The organism is Tetragenococcus halophilus subsp. halophilus DSM 20339 (genome assembly GCF_003841405.1).
GTDB lineage: Bacteria > Bacillota > Bacilli > Lactobacillales > Enterococcaceae > Tetragenococcus > Tetragenococcus halophilus.
The window spans coordinates 315,998-331,402 of record NZ_PXYA01000002.1 but is presented as its reverse complement, the minus strand read 5'-3'; the positions used below and the strand labels follow the sequence as shown (position 1 = coordinate 331,402).

General features: G+C 34.9%; 19 protein-coding genes and 1 pseudogene. 16 read left to right on the top strand and 4 right to left on the bottom strand.

Annotated elements, in window-relative coordinates; translation table 11 throughout:
- Positions 1 to 3: 3 nt before the first annotated feature.
- From comGD to C7K42_RS07250, 6 genes are all read left to right on the top strand, one after another.
- Positions 4 to 438: a competence type IV pilus minor pilin ComGD gene (gene comGD / locus C7K42_RS07270; RefSeq protein WP_014123636.1), complete on the top strand. Its 435-nt coding sequence runs from the start codon at positions 4 to 6 to the stop codon at positions 436 to 438.
- Entirely contained in the window at positions 410 to 733 is a 324-nt protein-coding gene (locus C7K42_RS12885; protein WP_014123637.1) for a hypothetical protein, read from the top strand. The genes comGD and C7K42_RS12885 overlap by 29 nt, the downstream gene beginning before the upstream one ends.
- Positions 723 to 1,160, top strand: a complete 438-nt coding sequence (gene comGF, locus C7K42_RS07265) for a competence type IV pilus minor pilin ComGF (protein ID WP_014123638.1) — start codon at positions 723 to 725, stop codon at positions 1,158 to 1,160. The genes C7K42_RS12885 and comGF overlap by 11 nt, the downstream gene beginning before the upstream one ends.
- On the top strand, positions 1,132 to 1,473 hold the full coding sequence (comGG, locus tag C7K42_RS07260; protein WP_014123639.1) for a competence type IV pilus minor pilin ComGG: 342 nt from the start codon (positions 1,132 to 1,134) through the stop codon (positions 1,471 to 1,473). The genes comGF and comGG overlap by 29 nt, the downstream gene beginning before the upstream one ends.
- Positions 1,474 to 1,659: 186 nt before the next feature.
- Positions 1,660 to 2,673, top strand: a complete 1,014-nt coding sequence (locus tag C7K42_RS07255; protein ID WP_103099638.1) for a class I SAM-dependent methyltransferase — start codon at positions 1,660 to 1,662, stop codon at positions 2,671 to 2,673.
- 48 nt (positions 2,674 to 2,721) lie between these two features.
- A complete protein-coding gene (locus tag C7K42_RS07250; RefSeq protein ID WP_061840697.1) occupies positions 2,722 to 3,912 on the top strand; it encodes an acetate/propionate family kinase in 1,191 nt (396 codons plus the stop codon).
- A 66-nt stretch (positions 3,913 to 3,978) separates the two neighbouring features.
- Here C7K42_RS07250 and C7K42_RS07245 read toward each other — a convergent pair whose 3' ends face one another.
- Positions 3,979 to 4,803, bottom strand: coding sequence for an NAD(P)H-hydrate dehydratase (locus C7K42_RS07245; protein ID WP_103099637.1), 825 nt, complete (start codon positions 4,801 to 4,803; stop codon positions 3,979 to 3,981).
- A 438-nt stretch (positions 4,804 to 5,241) separates the two neighbouring features.
- Here C7K42_RS07245 and pepV point away from each other — a divergent pair, with 438 nt between their 5' ends.
- On the top strand, positions 5,242 to 6,654 hold the full coding sequence (pepV, locus tag C7K42_RS07240) for a dipeptidase PepV (protein WP_061840695.1): 1,413 nt from the start codon (positions 5,242 to 5,244) through the stop codon (positions 6,652 to 6,654).
- Between the two features lie 108 nt (positions 6,655 to 6,762).
- Here the strand turns inward: pepV and C7K42_RS07235 are convergent, their stop codons facing one another.
- Both C7K42_RS07235 and C7K42_RS07230 read right to left on the bottom strand, forming a co-directional pair.
- The gene (locus tag C7K42_RS07235; protein ID WP_103099636.1) at positions 6,763 to 7,104 is read right to left on the bottom strand and encodes a hypothetical protein; all 342 of its coding nucleotides are present in this window, start codon (positions 7,102 to 7,104) and stop codon (positions 6,763 to 6,765) included.
- 91 nt (positions 7,105 to 7,195) lie between these two features.
- Positions 7,196 to 7,348 (bottom strand): annotated as a pseudogene (locus tag C7K42_RS07230) (aminoglycoside 6-adenylyltransferase); the annotation flags it as partial.
- A 143-nt stretch (positions 7,349 to 7,491) separates the two neighbouring features.
- On the opposite strand from C7K42_RS07230, the gene pepA reads away from it, so the two are divergent.
- The 4 genes from pepA (at position 7,492) to ytpR (ending at position 10,115) form a co-directional block, all read left to right on the top strand.
- A complete protein-coding gene (gene pepA, locus C7K42_RS07225) occupies positions 7,492 to 8,568 on the top strand; it encodes a glutamyl aminopeptidase (protein ID WP_014123646.1) in 1,077 nt (358 codons plus the stop codon).
- Between the two features lie 87 nt (positions 8,569 to 8,655).
- Positions 8,656 to 8,970, top strand: coding sequence for a thioredoxin family protein (locus C7K42_RS07220; protein WP_014123647.1), 315 nt, complete (start codon positions 8,656 to 8,658; stop codon positions 8,968 to 8,970).
- 22 nt (positions 8,971 to 8,992) lie between these two features.
- Positions 8,993 to 9,451, top strand: a complete 459-nt coding sequence (locus C7K42_RS07215; protein WP_014123648.1) for a universal stress protein — start codon at positions 8,993 to 8,995, stop codon at positions 9,449 to 9,451.
- A 52-nt stretch (positions 9,452 to 9,503) separates the two neighbouring features.
- The gene (gene ytpR / locus C7K42_RS07210) at positions 9,504 to 10,115 is read left to right on the top strand and encodes a YtpR family tRNA-binding protein (RefSeq protein WP_094244016.1); all 612 of its coding nucleotides are present in this window, start codon (positions 9,504 to 9,506) and stop codon (positions 10,113 to 10,115) included.
- 43 nt (positions 10,116 to 10,158) lie between these two features.
- Here ytpR and C7K42_RS07205 read toward each other — a convergent pair whose 3' ends face one another.
- Positions 10,159 to 11,427 carry a S1C family serine protease gene (locus C7K42_RS07205; protein WP_061840691.1) on the bottom strand — a complete coding sequence of 423 codons (1,269 nt, stop codon included), beginning with the start codon at positions 11,425 to 11,427 and terminating at the stop codon, positions 10,159 to 10,161.
- A gap of 341 nt (positions 11,428 to 11,768) precedes the next feature.
- Here C7K42_RS07205 and rlmH point away from each other — a divergent pair, with 341 nt between their 5' ends.
- From rlmH to C7K42_RS07180, 5 genes are all read left to right on the top strand, one after another.
- Positions 11,769 to 12,248, top strand: a complete 480-nt coding sequence (rlmH, locus tag C7K42_RS07200) for a 23S rRNA (pseudouridine(1915)-N(3))-methyltransferase RlmH (RefSeq protein WP_014123651.1) — start codon at positions 11,769 to 11,771, stop codon at positions 12,246 to 12,248.
- Between the two features lie 43 nt (positions 12,249 to 12,291).
- Positions 12,292 to 12,819 carry a nucleoside/nucleotide kinase family protein gene (locus tag C7K42_RS07195; protein ID WP_014123652.1) on the top strand — a complete coding sequence of 176 codons (528 nt, stop codon included), beginning with the start codon at positions 12,292 to 12,294 and terminating at the stop codon, positions 12,817 to 12,819.
- Between the two features lie 240 nt (positions 12,820 to 13,059).
- On the top strand, positions 13,060 to 13,896 hold the full coding sequence (gene msrA / locus C7K42_RS07190; protein WP_103083697.1) for a peptide-methionine (S)-S-oxide reductase MsrA: 837 nt from the start codon (positions 13,060 to 13,062) through the stop codon (positions 13,894 to 13,896).
- Positions 13,897 to 13,979: 83 nt separating this feature from the next.
- Positions 13,980 to 14,459 carry a C-GCAxxG-C-C family protein gene (locus C7K42_RS07185; RefSeq protein ID WP_014123654.1) on the top strand — a complete coding sequence of 160 codons (480 nt, stop codon included), beginning with the start codon at positions 13,980 to 13,982 and terminating at the stop codon, positions 14,457 to 14,459.
- Positions 14,460 to 14,462: 3 nt separating this feature from the next.
- Positions 14,463 to 15,395, top strand: a complete 933-nt coding sequence (locus C7K42_RS07180; protein WP_014123655.1) for a TDT family transporter — start codon at positions 14,463 to 14,465, stop codon at positions 15,393 to 15,395.
- Positions 15,396 to 15,405 lie beyond the last annotated feature (10 nt).

Sequence of the window (15,405 nt, the reverse complement as noted above, 5' to 3'; positions counted from 1 at the left end):
GTCATGAAAACTCATCAAGCTTTTACTTTGATCGAGTCCTTGTTGGTGCTATTGGTCGTAACTTTATTTATTGCACTTCCTTCAATTGTTATAAAAGATACTAAAGAGACGCTGGATGTTATTCATTTTTTTGACCACTTTGAAAAAAATATTCTTGCAACCCAGCAAGCCGCCATTACATCCAATAAGAAAACAAAGATGATACAAAAAGATAACACCCAGCAATATTATTTTTATACAGATACCATCGAAAAACTCGATCTACCAAAGGATTTAAGGGCAAGTAGAAGCAAAACACTTTATTTTAATTCAGGCTCTGGAAATAACAGCAGTTTACAAAATATCCATTTTTATTGGGATAAAAATGAACAACAAATCACTTATCGTTTTTTGTTTGCAAGGGGGCATTATGAAAAAAATATCACATCCATTAAATAACGGTTTTATTTTGCTAGAATGTATTATTGCTTTATCTCTTTTAACGACAACCGTTTTTCTTTTTCAGACAAGCCAAATTCATGTACTAAAAAAGACCAAAGAAAGCCAAGAAGAGTTACAAATGCTGCGTGTGTTGTATGAAGAGACAAAGGAACGAAGAAACTATGAACTAGAGACTGCTAGTTATCAAGTAAAAAGAGATGGAACTTTTACAATTTTCTATCAAAAAAGTCCTATGGCACAGGCAAAAATTTCTACAAATCAACAAGATTGGACGTTTATACGTGAAAAATAAAGGTTTTACATTAATAGAATGTGCAATTGCACTGATGGTTTTAGGTCTATTTTTAACAGGGATTTTGGGGGTTTTTCAACAAAGTAAACAAGTGCAACAAATGGTTTACGGTAGAAATCTACAAGAGTGGCATGTATTTTTGATACAATTTGAAAGTAAACTAGCTGAAGGTCGTTTTTCTCGTCTAGCCAAAGATAAGATTTACTATGACAAGATAAATTCAACGACCAAAAGAGCATATGAATGTCGAATCGAGTTAAATGCGAATCGAAATGAGATCGCTATACGCGAAAAAAATGGATATGAACCAATTTTAACAGAAGTAAAACAATTACAGTTTCGTAAAAATAATAGATATATTTTATTTACGGTAACTTTTTTGAATGGAGAAATAAAAAATGGGAAATGGACGATCGAAAAAATATGAAGGTGGTGTGTTACTGACGGCGGTTTTCACGGTGGTTGTCCTTAGTATTTTATTACTATTTTTAGCAGAAAACTATCGTATTCAAGCGCAATTTACGCGTCGCACTCGCCAATACTATGAAGCGCAAATTATGAAAGAATTATTTTTGACAGATTATCAAGCATTGGCAGAAAATAAACGTTCAAAAACCGGAGAAGTGTTTTATAACCAGGGAAAGTTAAGTTATGAAAAAAAGAACGATCACTTAGTTTTAACTGTTTATGTGGATGACCAAGAAAGAAAATTTAAAGAAGTCATAGAAGAAAGTAAATAATAATACACAATAAAAATGCGTGACATAAAAACAGAATGACCTCATTCTGTTTTTATTGATTCAAATACGAAAATTAAGAGAAGAAAAAGTGCTATAAATGGAGTTAGTTGATTAATTAGGTTAAATCAGATAAAATAAAACAGGTGAATTTATTGTTATAGTAAACTAAGGAAGTGGGGGAAGACTATGTCTGCAGAAAATGTTGAAGAAAGTTTTAATTTACAACTTGAGGCCATTCAACTATTGCAAAATGCACTAGAAACTTCTTATTTAGATGCTTACATAGAAAATATAGAAAACATTAACGATCACTACCAAGTTCGTGTTGTTAATGGTGTCCCTAAGCAATCAACGGTAGAAGAAATTCAACGAATTTATCAAAAGCTTCAAGGAATTTCTTTAGAAAAAGAAGAAGGGCGTAAGCTTTCGCAGTTATTGCTTTTAAAAGGAATGCAGACAGAGCCACTACAACCAAACCATCAGTTAACTCCGGATAGTATTGGTTTTTTATTTGTCTTTTTATTAGAGCAATTATATCCCAAAAAAGATTCATTAAAGACGATCGCTGATCTAGCTTGTGGGATGGGAAATTTACTTTCTACGGTATTGACAAACCTTGAAAAAGAAGGCTATGGTTTGCATGCTTATGGTGTAGATAATGATGAAACCATGTTAGCTGTGGCAGCTAGTAATAGCCAGTGGTTGCCGACAGATGTGACATTTATTCATCAGGATGCAACTACGGATTTATTAATGGATCCGAGTGATGCGGTTTTAAGTGATTTACCCGTTGGTTATTATCCAATGGATGAAAATGCGAAGAAATTTGATACAGCGGCAGAAAAAGATCATAGTTTTGCCCATCATTTGTTGCTGGAACAAAGTATGAAGTATGTAAAAGAAGATGGTTTTGGTTTGTTTTTAGTCCCGACAAACTTTCTAGAAACGGATCAAAGTGAGTATTTAAAAAAATGGCTGACAGATAAAGTATATTTACAAGGTATTATTCAATTACCAGAGGATCTGTTTAAAAACAAGGCTGCTAGTAAAAGTATTTTGATTTTACAGCAAAAAGGAAAAACAGCTCAGCAAGTACCTGAAGTATTGTTAGCAAAAGTAGCTTCACTAAAAGAGCCATCACAAGTGACAGCTTTCTTTAAAGAATTTAAAGAATGGCAAGCTGCTAATTTAGCAAATTAGGTTTATTATTAATAATAAAATTTTAAAATAAGAGAAAAGGGGATAAAAATGCCAAAAACAATTTCGATTAATGCAGGAAGTTCAAGTTTAAAATGGCAATTATATGAAATGCCGACAGAAAAAGCCGTAGCTAAAGGAATTGTAGAAAGAATCGGTTTGAATGATTCTATCTTTACAATTGAATATGGAGACGATCAAAAATATGAAGTGACAAAAGATATTGATGATCATGAAGTAGCGGTTAAAATGTTGTTAGATCAATTGCTCGAATTAGACATTTTAGCTTCCTATGATGAAATCACTGGTGTAGGTCATCGTGTTGTTCAAGGCGGACAATATTTTGACCAATCTGTAGTGATTGATGACGATGTCATGCAAAAAATTGAAGAACTAGCTGACTTTGCACCATTGCATAATCCAGCTAACTTGATGGGGATTCGCGCGTTTAAAGAGTTGTTACCTAATGTTATTAATGTCGCTGTTTTTGATACAGCATTTCATGCAAACATGCCAGAATCAAATGCCCGTTATAGTATTCCTTTAGAATATCGAAAAGAATATGGAATTCGTAAGTATGGGGCTCATGGAACAAGTCATCGCTATGTTGCAGAACGTGCAGCTGATATGCTTGATCGTCCACTTGAAGACTTGAAAATTATTACTTGTCACTTAGGTAACGGTGCTTCTATTACTGCTGTTGAAAATGGCAAATCAGTAGATACTTCAATGGGCTTTACGCCACTAGCAGGCGTTACTATGGGAACACGTTCCGGAGATATTGACCCAGCTGTTTTACAATATCTGATGAATAAACTAAATATTGGTATCGATGAAATGCTAAATATCTTGAACAAAAAATCAGGTTTACTTGGTTTAACTGATATTTCAAGTGACATGCGTGATTTGGAAGATAATATGGATAATGAAGATGTAAAAATCGCTTTGGATATTTTTGCAGATCGTATCCGTAAATATATCGCCAGCTATGTAAGTACAATGAACGGTGTAGATGCGATTGTATTTACTGCTGGTATTGGAGAAAATGATGCGAATGCACGTGCGAATATTATTAATGGAATGACTTGGTTTGGTTGTGAAATCGATCCAGAGAAAAATAATGTACGTGGTAAGGAAAGAGTTATCTCTACTGACGATTCCAAGGTCAAAGTTTTATTGGTACCCACAGATGAAGAACTAGTGATTGCGCGCGATGTAGAATCATTACGTAAAAATGGTTAACAAAACATAATAGTTTATAAAATAAGCCTCGGGTTTTTACTCGAGGCTTATTTTATGAGAACTAAATTATTTTTCAAATTTTTTCATCCAATAAGGCAAAGCTTGGCTAATTTTAGTAGGTAAGACGACATAATTATCATGCGCCAATTGATCAGCGATATAACTGTGTAAGTAAACCGCGGCATTGATAGTTTCAACTGAATGAGGAAATTGTGCTAAAAATCCGGCGATAATACCAGCCAAAGTGTCTCCAGTTCCACCAGTTGCCATGCCAGGATTACCTAAGGGATTTTGAAAAGCATTTCTAGCATTGTAAATTTCTGTTTGATGACTTTTCAAAACAATAGTTGCTTGTAACTCTTGTTGGACAGCTTGATTTATTTTTTCAGTTTGATCGGCAATTTTTATACCACTCAAACGTTGCCATTCCATTTGATGCGGAGTGAAAACCGTCATTTCTGGATAAGGTAACTCTTCATTTCCTTTGGCGAATAAGGAAATTGCTGAACCATCAATAATTAGATACTGATCTTTTGTTTGTGATTTAAAAATATAGGATAATAGCTCTTGACTTTTCTTATCTTCACCCAAACCAGGACCAATTAATATAACATCTGCCGTGGCGATAACCGAGTCGCATAATTGTCTATCATTCCAATCAACAGACATAGCTTCTGGCATACGCGCGTGTAATGCTGGATGATTTGTTGAATCAGTGATTACTGTAGTTAAACCACTACCAGCGTTTACACAAGCTTCAGTACTCATTATAATCGCACCACCAAATTGAGCATTTCCTCCAATTAAGACGGTACGTCCAAACGTCCCTTTATGAGAATTTTGTGGACGCTGTTGGATAATGGATAAACATTCCTTTGATAAAGTTTGCATAAAAACAACTCCTTAAAAGCATTTGTTTATTTTTATTATAACGCTTTGACTTAGCAAAGGAAAATTACTTAAATGAAATGGTATAAAGCCTTCAGGGCTAAGCAATTCAAGGCTATTGGGCAAAAACAGAGAATAAAACGTTGAGAAACTCCCGGTTTGATAAAATAAAGATTATAGCCTTGGTTTTCAGATAAAACTTTTCCAATCCGCTCTCCATGTTTGTATTCTCAGATAAGGTTTTTCTAAACTGTTGTCCGTGATTTCGTTTTCAGATAATAAATTGTTTAACTTTTGTCCATTATTCACTGTTTATTTGTCCACTAGAAAACCTCAATAAATTTTACGTTTAGAATGAAATGACTGCTTTGTAAAACTTTTTTATCGAGAAAATAAATGGTATGATAAAAGAGAAGTTAAAATTTCGAGGGGGAATTGACTATGGCAATTGATTGGCAAAAAGAGGTCGATGCAAGAAAAGACGATCTTTTAGATGATTTAAAAGAACTATTAAAGGTAAAAAGTGAACGTGACGATGATAAAATAACAGCTGACGCACCCTTTGGTCCAGGCCCTCGTGATGGGTTGAAACAAATGCTTTCTTATGGTGAACGTGATGGTTTCACGGTTAAAAATGTAGACAACTATGCAGGGCATATCGAATTTGGCGAAGGTGAAGAGACGCTAGGGATTTTTGGCCACATGGATGTAGTGCCTGCAGGCGATGACTGGGATACTGATCCATATGATCCTGTAGTAAAAGATGGTAAATTATTTGCTCGTGGTTCTTCAGATGATAAAGGTCCAAGTATTGCTGCTTATTATGCAATGAAAATCATTAAAGAATTAAATTTACCTTTATCTAAAAAAGTCCGCTTTGTCGTAGGTTCAGATGAAGAAAGCGGCTGGGGCGATATGGACCATTATTTTGAAAAAGAAGAGACACCTGACTTTGGTTTTTCTCCTGATGCTGAATTTCCAATTATTAATGGAGAAAAAGGGAATGTTTCGATTGAAGTGCATATTGAAACAGCAAATGATGGAGATTATGTTTTAGAACAATTCCAAGGTGGTTTACGTGCCAATATGGTACCTACAAGTGCTTTTGCTCGAGTAAAAACAGTAACTGCTGAACAGGCAGATGCAATGGATATTGCTTTTTCTGAATATCTTGGGATAAATCCAATCACAGGTTCTAGTGATAGAGAAGAAAATACTATTATTTTTAGGGTCGCTGGGAAAGGTTCTCATGGCGCTAGCCCACAATTTGGACATAACGCTGCAACTTGGTTAGCCAACTTTCTAGATAAATATGATTTTGCTGATGGTGCCAAGAACTTTTTACATGTTGCTGGCTCTTACATTCATGAAGATTTTTATGGTAAAAACTTAGGGGTAGATTTTAAAGATCCTAAAATGGGACAATTGACCATGAACGCAGGTATCTTTGATTTTGATATCAATAAAGATCATTCATTGATCAATTTGAATTTTCGTTACCCACAAGGAACTTCAGCAGACACTATCCAAGCGGTGATCAATGATACGATCGGTGAGTATGGCGTTAGTTTATCTATCGGCGGACATCATATGCTGCCTCACTATGTTCCGCAAGAAGATCCATTAGTTGAAACATTGTTGGATGTTTATGAAGAACATACTGGTGAAAAAGGGGAAGAACAAATCATTGGCGGCGGCACTTATGGTCGTTTGTTAGAACGAGGCGTTGCTTTTGGGGCAATGTTTCCCGGAGCTAAAGATACAATGCATCAAGCAAACGAGTTTATGGTATTAGATGATTTGTATCGTGCAGCAGTTATTTATGCAGATGCAATTTATCGCTTAGCAAAGTAAAAAATCAATAAAATAACTGTATATGAACAAAAAAGTTCCGAGTCATTAAACGGCTCGGAACTTTTTTTATCAGGAAAAGTAAGCTTTACGGCATGACTTTGTTTCAAGTTAAACACTAATACGATTAATATCTAGTACACTCCCAGTTTTTGCGTTAGCTAAAAATTCGTAAGTAACCAGACGATTATCTTCTAAGCGCGTAATGCCACCATTATATCCTTCGGTATGAACCGCAAATTTTCGTACAGGCTGTTTTTCAAAACTAATCCATGAGCCTTCGATGGGTCCTTCTTTTAAAAAGGCTTTTTTAATACGCTGTAAGATAAGGTCTGCGGATAAATTTTGCTTGTTTTTGATCAATAATGTAGAAGCAACGCCGCTCAAAAGGCCGATACCTATACCGATAGCTATGCCACCTTTAAAATTGTTTAATTGCTCTTTTTCATACATTGCCAGGCCCCTTTCTTTGCATAAATTCACTTACTTATATTTTAACATAGAATCCTTCTTGTCGTCTTATAGATCTTTAACTCTTGGTTGCTTCATCTACAATATAAACAATATCAAAATCTTGAAAGTTGTCTTTTGGGATACTTTTATTCGCTCTAGAACCACTCATAGCAACTGCCTTTACTTCTGGCAGCTTTTGAGCAGTCTCTAAAATTAGATCCGTCATTTCAGTTGTACTACGCATATCAGTGCTCTCCTTTTTAAGGATTATAGCAAAATTAACTGGATTTTACGATCAAACTTGCTTTTCTGTAACCGAATTTGCGTTATAATAAAAAATATAAGACACAAAAAGGAGGTAAGATTTGGCTTTTGCCAGATATTAATATGGAAGACAAAACATTTCAACGGATTAAAGAATTAACAGAATTACAAGGCACGAGCGGATTTGAACAAGACATCCGTGCATATATGAAAAAGGCGATGACTCCCTTAGTCGATGACGTGCAACAAGATGGTTTGGGTGGTGTTTTTGGCATTCGTGAAAATGAGGACAAAACAGCACCACGTGTTATGGTAGCAGCGCATATGGACGAAGTCGGCTTTATGGTTACCCAGATTACAGACCGAGGATTATTTGAAGTAACGCCTCTAGGTGGGTGGAATCCTTATGTAGTTTCGGCACAACGTTTTACCTTACAAACGGCAAAAGGAAACTACCCTTGTATCTCTTCTTCTATTCCTCCTCATCTTTTGCGAGGCACTGCTGGACAAAAAGCATTGCAAGTAACAGATATTTTATTTGATGCAGGTTTTGAATCTAAAGAAGAAGCAGAAGAATACGGTGTACGTCCTGGTGATACATTAGTTCCAGCAGTAGAAACCACAAAAACTGCAAATGGGAAAAATATTATCGCAAAATCTTGGGACAACCGATATGGCTGTACAGTTGTTTTAGAAGCTTTGGAAGCTTTAAAAAATGAAAAATTAGGACATCACTTGATTGCAGGCGCTGATGTACAAGAAGAAGTTGGTTTACGTGGTGTGAAACCAGCAGTGACTAAATTTGATCCAGATTTATTTTTCGCGGTTGATTGTTCAGCTGCCGATGACACTAAAACGACAAAAGGCACTTTTGGTCATTTAGGTGAAGGGACCTTATTGCGGCTTTATGATCCAGGTTTGATTATGTTGCCGCGTTTAAAAGAATATCTATTAGATACGGCAGAAACACATAATATTCCCTACCAATATTTTGTTTCTAAAGGCGGGACTGATGCAGGCAATGCACATACTGCAAATAACGGAATTCCAAGCTCAGTCATTGGTGTATGTGGACGCTATATTCATACACATCAAACCATGTTTAATATTGCCGATTTTGAAGCTGCGCGCGAAATGTTAATCCAAGTATTAAAAGGTTTGGATAAAACGACAATCGAAACGATTATTGCGGGAAAATAAAGAGCTGATTTTCATTAAATATTAAAATAACGGTTTTGCATAAAAAATGTTATAATGAGATTAATATAAAGAGAAAGTTGGCGACTTATGATTATTCCAAAAAATGTTGAAGATTTAGCTAATTATGTAGAAAATGGCGAAAATGTTTTTTGTTTTATGGCAGATTGGTGTGGTGATTGTCGTTTTATTAAACCTTATTTACCAGAAATTGAAGCGGATTTCCCTGATTTACAGTTTATTGAAGTTGACCGTGATCAATATATAGACATTGCCAAGATGTGGAACATTTTAGGTATTCCTAGTTTTGTAGTAATAAAGAATGGTGAAGAGCGTGGACGCTTTGTTAGCAAAAATAGGAAAACTAAAGAAGAAATTGAAGATTTTCTGAGCAGTGTAAGATAAAAAAATACAAAGGGTGAGAAAAATGGATCAAACATATCAAACCGTTCTAGTTGGCGTGGATGGTTCTTCTCAAGCAAACGAAGCATTTGAAAAAGCGATTGAGGTTGCCAGAAGAAACAATGGACGCGTGCTGGTAGTTAAAGTAATTGAACAACAAGTTCCTTCAACAATGGGGTTTGCTCCTTTGGGTGAATCAGTGCTTGCTCAAGAAGAAAAAGATGCGAATGAATTGATCGAAGAATGTAAAGCATACGCCAACTCCGTTTCTTTTGAAAATGTTGAAGGATTAGTAGTCTATGGATCAGCTAAAAATGTTTTAACTGTTGAACTTCCAGAAAAATATGGTGTAGATTTAATTATGGTGGGTCAATCTGGTTTAAATGCTGTAGAACGTTTTATTACTGGTAGTATAGCAAGCTATGTTATCCGCCAAGCACCTTGTGATGTTTTGGTGATTACGCCAAGTATAGAGGAATCTTAGACATAATGACGGAAAAAATACGCTGTGAAATGAATTTTTAGGAGGAACAATTTTGATTTTTGCTTATAATCCAGCCTATGTCGGTGATACATTATTGATTGTTACAGATGATGATAAAGGAATGATTCAAGAAGTTACACGCAAGGGAAGAGTTGCGCGTATTCAAACAGAAGATAAGCGCACAGTTGGATGGAATATTTTTGGTATTTCACAACTGATGGCTTTACAAGATATTGGACAAGTGCAACTTACTAAAGAACAAATGAAGGTATTAAATCAAGTGATAGAAGAAGCTGGATTTACTGAAACATTAGCTTTCAAACAACAAGCTAGCTTTGTTGTGGGTTATGTGAAAACTTGTGAACCCCATAAAGATAGTGATCATTTATCGGTTACTGAAGTTGAAGTTGATCACGAAGAAACACTGCAGATTGTATGCGGTGCGCCTAATATTCGTCGAGGGTTGAAAGTTGTCGTTGCTAAACCTGGAGCGATGATGCCAGATGGTAGTATAATTTGGCCAGGAAAACTGCGGGGTGTTGAAAGTTTTGGTATGATTTGTTCGGCTAGAGAACTACATTTACCTAACGCTTCTGAAAAGCGTGGAATACTAGAACTAGCGCAAGGTACTGTTGTAGGAGAACCGTTTAGTGTGAAAGCATAAAAAAGCGAGGTCGTTTTTATTTCGACCTCGCTTTTTCTATGTTTTATTCGTTGTTGCTTTCAATGATTGATTGATCTTCTGATAGTTTAACATTTACAGATTGTGCGTCATCTTGTCGATAAAAAGTCAATTTCAAAGTATCTCCTACTGATTTTTCATATAAAGCGGCACGTAGCTCAGTAGAATCTTTTATTTCTTTATCGTCAACTTTTGTAATAACATCATATTGTTCTAATCCTGCATCACTTGCTGGTGTGCCATCGCCAGGGTTTTCTACAACAACGCCGTTTTCTACATCCTCAGGGATTTGTAAAACACGTTGTCTTTGTTCTGTAGGAATGGTATTTAAATCAAGCATGGAGATGCCTAACGCTGGACGAGCAATTTCACCATTTTCTTCCAATTCATTAATAATATCTGTTACATCATTACTTGGAATAGCAAAGCCCATGCCTTCAACACTTACGCCAGCTTGTCCGGAACTAGCAATTTTACTGGAGTTAATTCCAACAACTTGTCCACCAGCATTGACCAATGGCCCGCCAGAATTTCCTGGGTTGATTGCAGCGTCCGTTTGAATAGCATTTGTGCTCACATCTTCGCCAGATTCATTTTGGCTGGATACTAAACGATTGACTGAAGAAATAATTCCTTGGGTTACTGAATTAGCATAATCAGAACCTAGAGGAGAACCAATAGCGATCGCTGGTTCACCTACTTGTAATTCATCAGAATCACCGAATGTAGCTACTGTGTCTACATTATCAGAAGAAATTTTTAATACGGCTAAGTCAGTATAAGCATCAGTACCTACTAATTCTGCTTGTTCTCTACTACCGTCTGCCATAACTACTTCCAAGCCACTTTGTCCGGCAACTACGTGATTATTTGTTACAATGTAGGCATCGCCGCCATCTTCTTTGTAAATCACACCACTACCTTCACCAGCTGGCTCCTCGTCGTCTTCAGAGTTGCCTTCTGGTTGCTCGGTGCCAAAAATACCTCCGCTTTCTTGAGGAGAAGAGTTTTGTAAATTGATCACTGAAACGACAGCATTTTGTACATTTTCTACAGCGTCTGTGGTATCACTATCGGCATCAACTTTAACATCACTGACCTGTACGTCGTCGTTATTATCTGTTACGCCAGATGAAGAAGTTGCTTCATTTGTTTGAAATGGGTTACCATTAGAAAAATAATAAAAGCCACCAATGACAAGTAACCCGCCTATTAATCCACCTAATAGGCCAATTCCGAATTTTTTAATCCACCCGCCTTTTTTAGAATCAGGTGTTACATTCTTTTTTGCCATGATCATTACCTCCTTGGTAATTGCTATACTCCTAGTATAATATTATCAGGTAAGTTTAGTCTACTGCCAGACTTTGAAAGAATTATGAAAAACTTGGGATAAAAAAATTTCAAAAAAATGAAGAAAAAAATTCCACAAAAGCTGTGTAAAATTTTGCGGAAAACTTGTGTATAAGTGAAGTGTTTTTTATCCACAGGGGTGTGGATAAAGTGGATATTTTTGTTAAAAACATACGTTCCTATAAAAAACCTTATGATAAAAGGGATGTTATCCACAGAAAACTAGGGATAAGTCTGTTTAAATTGTGAATAACTTTGTTGAAAATTGAAAAGGAGTCTTTTATGAATATTAAAATTATTAGTGTAGGAAAATTAAAAGAAAAATATCTTGTCCAAGGAATTCAAGAATATACCAAACGGCTGCAAGCATACACAAAGATTGAATTGATTGAAGTTACAGACGAAAAAGCACCAGAAAATCTGAGCGAAGCAGAAATGAAAAAAGTGAAAGATAAAGAAGGGGAGCGCATCTTAGCAAAAGTCCGTGATACAGAGTTCTTATTTGCTTTAGCAATTGATGGGAAAAATCCTTCTAGCGAAGCCTTTGCAAAACAAATAGACCAATTAACAACAGGAGGAACGAGTCATTTAACTTTTGTTATCGGGGGTTCTTTAGGACTGAGTGAAGAAGTTTTAAAAAGAAGTAACGCACAGATCTCTTTTGGAAAAATGACCTATCCTCATCAGTTGATGCGCCTTATTTTAGTTGAACAAATTTATCGTGCCTTTCGAATCAATCGTGGTGAGCCTTATCATAAATAAATAGTTAGCGTCTATTGGTTTTAATATAGGAGGACATTGTTAAATGATAAATAGTAAAGTAGTTATTGTTAGTGGTATGGGCGGTAGTGGGAAAACGACTTTTGTTCGAGAACTTGCAAAAAATTATACAAATAGCAAATGCTTATTTTTTGATGATTATGATATTGATGCGCTTCCTTCTGCGCCTTCTTTATATACGCCTATTCAATTAGCTGTAAATCAATATGATATTAGTGCGCTATTAGAAGATTTAAAAATGGTATACGGTAATTATACTTACTTGTTTGTTGATTTTCCTTTTGGTTATAAACATAAATCTATCAAAGCGATAATTGATAAAGTAATCTATGTAAAAACTCCTTTAGATATTTGTTTTGCTCGTAGGTTATTACGAGATTTTAAAGATGAAACTTCTAGTAGTATAAAAAGTATGACAGAACACTATTTAAATTTTGGTCGATCGATTTTTATAGATTATGAAAATTTTGTCATTCAAGAAGTAGATTTAATAGTAGATGGGACTTTAGCTATCAATACCAATATAGAAATTATTAAAAATAACCTTTTATAATCTACGTATTCTTTTAAAGAATATTATTCTTGTTTAGTTTTACAACTTTTTTGAAAAGTTTTGTTTTTTATAAAGTACTATTTGCTTTGTTGTATACATGATGGTGAATATTAGCAGTATAAAAAATTAGTGTTTATAATAGTATTAGCAGGATTATTTACTTTGAAACATATATTGTAAAATTGTTTTGTTTTGAAAGAACATTGTGTTTTTTGACTAATTCTCTTAGGAGGGATGGATATGAATCTAACAAGGGAAGAGGCGCTAAGAGAACTTTATAATCTTATTTTGAATAAAGATACGCGGGATTGGGAGCGCTCTGTATTAACAACCACAAAAGATGCCTTAGAAACAAATGAGAATTCCAAAGTTCAGATGGCAAAATTGGAAGAAAAATTACGTCCACTTGCGCTACGGGATAACTTGACTGGAGACGTCGCAGATTTTTATTTAAAAATATTAGGAGAATCTATTGAAGAAGAACAGTATGATTTTTCAAAACATATGATTAAAGATTTCACTCATCAAGATTACGCAGTATTTGGCGGTGGTTGTTTTTGGTGTATGGTAGAGCCTTTTGAAACAAGAGCAAGCATTGATTCTGTTTTATCAGGATTTACCGGAGGTGACACCCAATATCCAAGTTATGATGAGGTTCTTAGTGGTGGCACAGGGCACGTTGAAGCGGTTGAAATCATATTTGATACGCGCAAGATTAGCTATCAAGAATTAGTGGATTTATATTGGCAACTTATCGATCCAACAGATAACCAAGGCCAATTTCAAGACAGAGGGAATCAATATCGCCCTATTATTTTTGTAAGAAATGAGCAGCAACGAAAAATTGCAGAAAAATCAAAGCAAAAAATGATTGAATCAGCTAGATATAAGCAACCGATCATCACAGAAATTAAAGCGATAAGTACTTTTTGGCCAGTTGAAAATCATTATCAACAATTTTATAAAAAGAATCCAAAAAGATATAAACGGATCAAAAGATATCGACAACGTTTTTTGTTCTACCAATATTTAAAAGGAGAAATTCGGAGAAGATGGCATAAAATAAAAAATAATTAGTTGTGCAAAAAAATATTTTAATAGCTCTTAGAAAGTGTTATACTTTGTTTGAGATAGCGAAAAGCTTATTAAGGAGCGAAAAAATGTTAAAAGAAATTGATGTAAAAAAGATTCGAGAAGCAGCTGAAGAAAATTATCGTGATGGGGGCATGTATTGTTCAGAAGGAATTGTATCCGCATTCAAAGAAACACTTTTAGATGATATGCCTGAAGAGCTGATTGCGGCAGCTTCAGGTTTTCCTATAGGAGTAGGTCGTAGCAAATGTATGTGTGGTGCGATTTCAGGTGGTGTAATGTGTATTGGATACGCTTTTGGACGAACCACTGGGGGGCAAAGAGATAAAAGTGAAAAAACATTGGAACTATCCCAAGAATTACATAAGAAATTTTTAGCACGTAATCGAGTTGCTTGCTGTAGTATTTTAACTCACAAATTTGAAATGGGTTCTCCTGAACATAAAAAACAATGTGTGCGTTTTACAGGTGAAGTAGCAGAGGATTTGGCGCGCATCATAGCAAGAGAAAAAGATTTACCTATTGTAGAAGAGGAGAGTAAGGATTAGCTTATGCAAAAATTACCTTTACCTATTGCTGGAGTGGCTCTTGCTTTTTTAACTTGGGGAAATATCTTAAAAGAGATATCCTCTGTAATGTATATTTTCTGTGGTATAATTGCTAGTCTTATTTTAATATTAATTATAATCAAACTATTTACATCAGCTAAACTAGTGAGATTAGAGTTAACAAATCCTATTATTGTAAGCAGTTCTGCAACTTTTCCTATGGTTTTGATCGTTTTTTCAACTTATTTACTTTTTTTAAATGAAAATTTCGCCAAGTTTATATGGTTCATTGGCTTAGTTCTGCACTTTATCTTGTTAATTTTTATTATCAACAATTTTGTGCGTAGGTATACTTGGGAAGGATTTTGCGCTACTTACTTTATACCGTTTGTGGGCTTTGTTGTCGCTAGTGTAACGGCGCCTGTTTTTGCGATGTTAACCTTAGGAAAAATTTTATTTTATTTAGGATTTGTGTTTTTTGCTATTTTATTACTACCGGTTATATATCGTATTTTTGTTATCAAAAAAATGTCTATATTTTTACAACCTACGAATATGATTATTGCAGCACCTGCTAATTTGTGTTTAGCAGGGTATTTATCGTCATTTTTAAATCCTTCTGTTGAAGTAGTCGGTGTATTGCTGAGTCTATCCTTAGTGAGTACATTTTCAGGCTATTACTTTTTTATTCGTATGAACCACCAAATCTTTTTTCCTACTTTTTCTGCAGCGACGTTTCCCTTTGCCATCTCTGCTTTAGCGACAAAAAAAGCAGCGGAATTTTTTATAATACAAGGTTATAGTTTTAGCAAAATAATTACTGTGATAGCCAATATACAGATTATTCTTGCTATTTTTTTATGTATTTACATACTCATCCGTTACAGTCTTTTTCTTCTTATTAAGGAAGAAAAACAAGATGAAACCTTTGTTTAATCGCGTATTT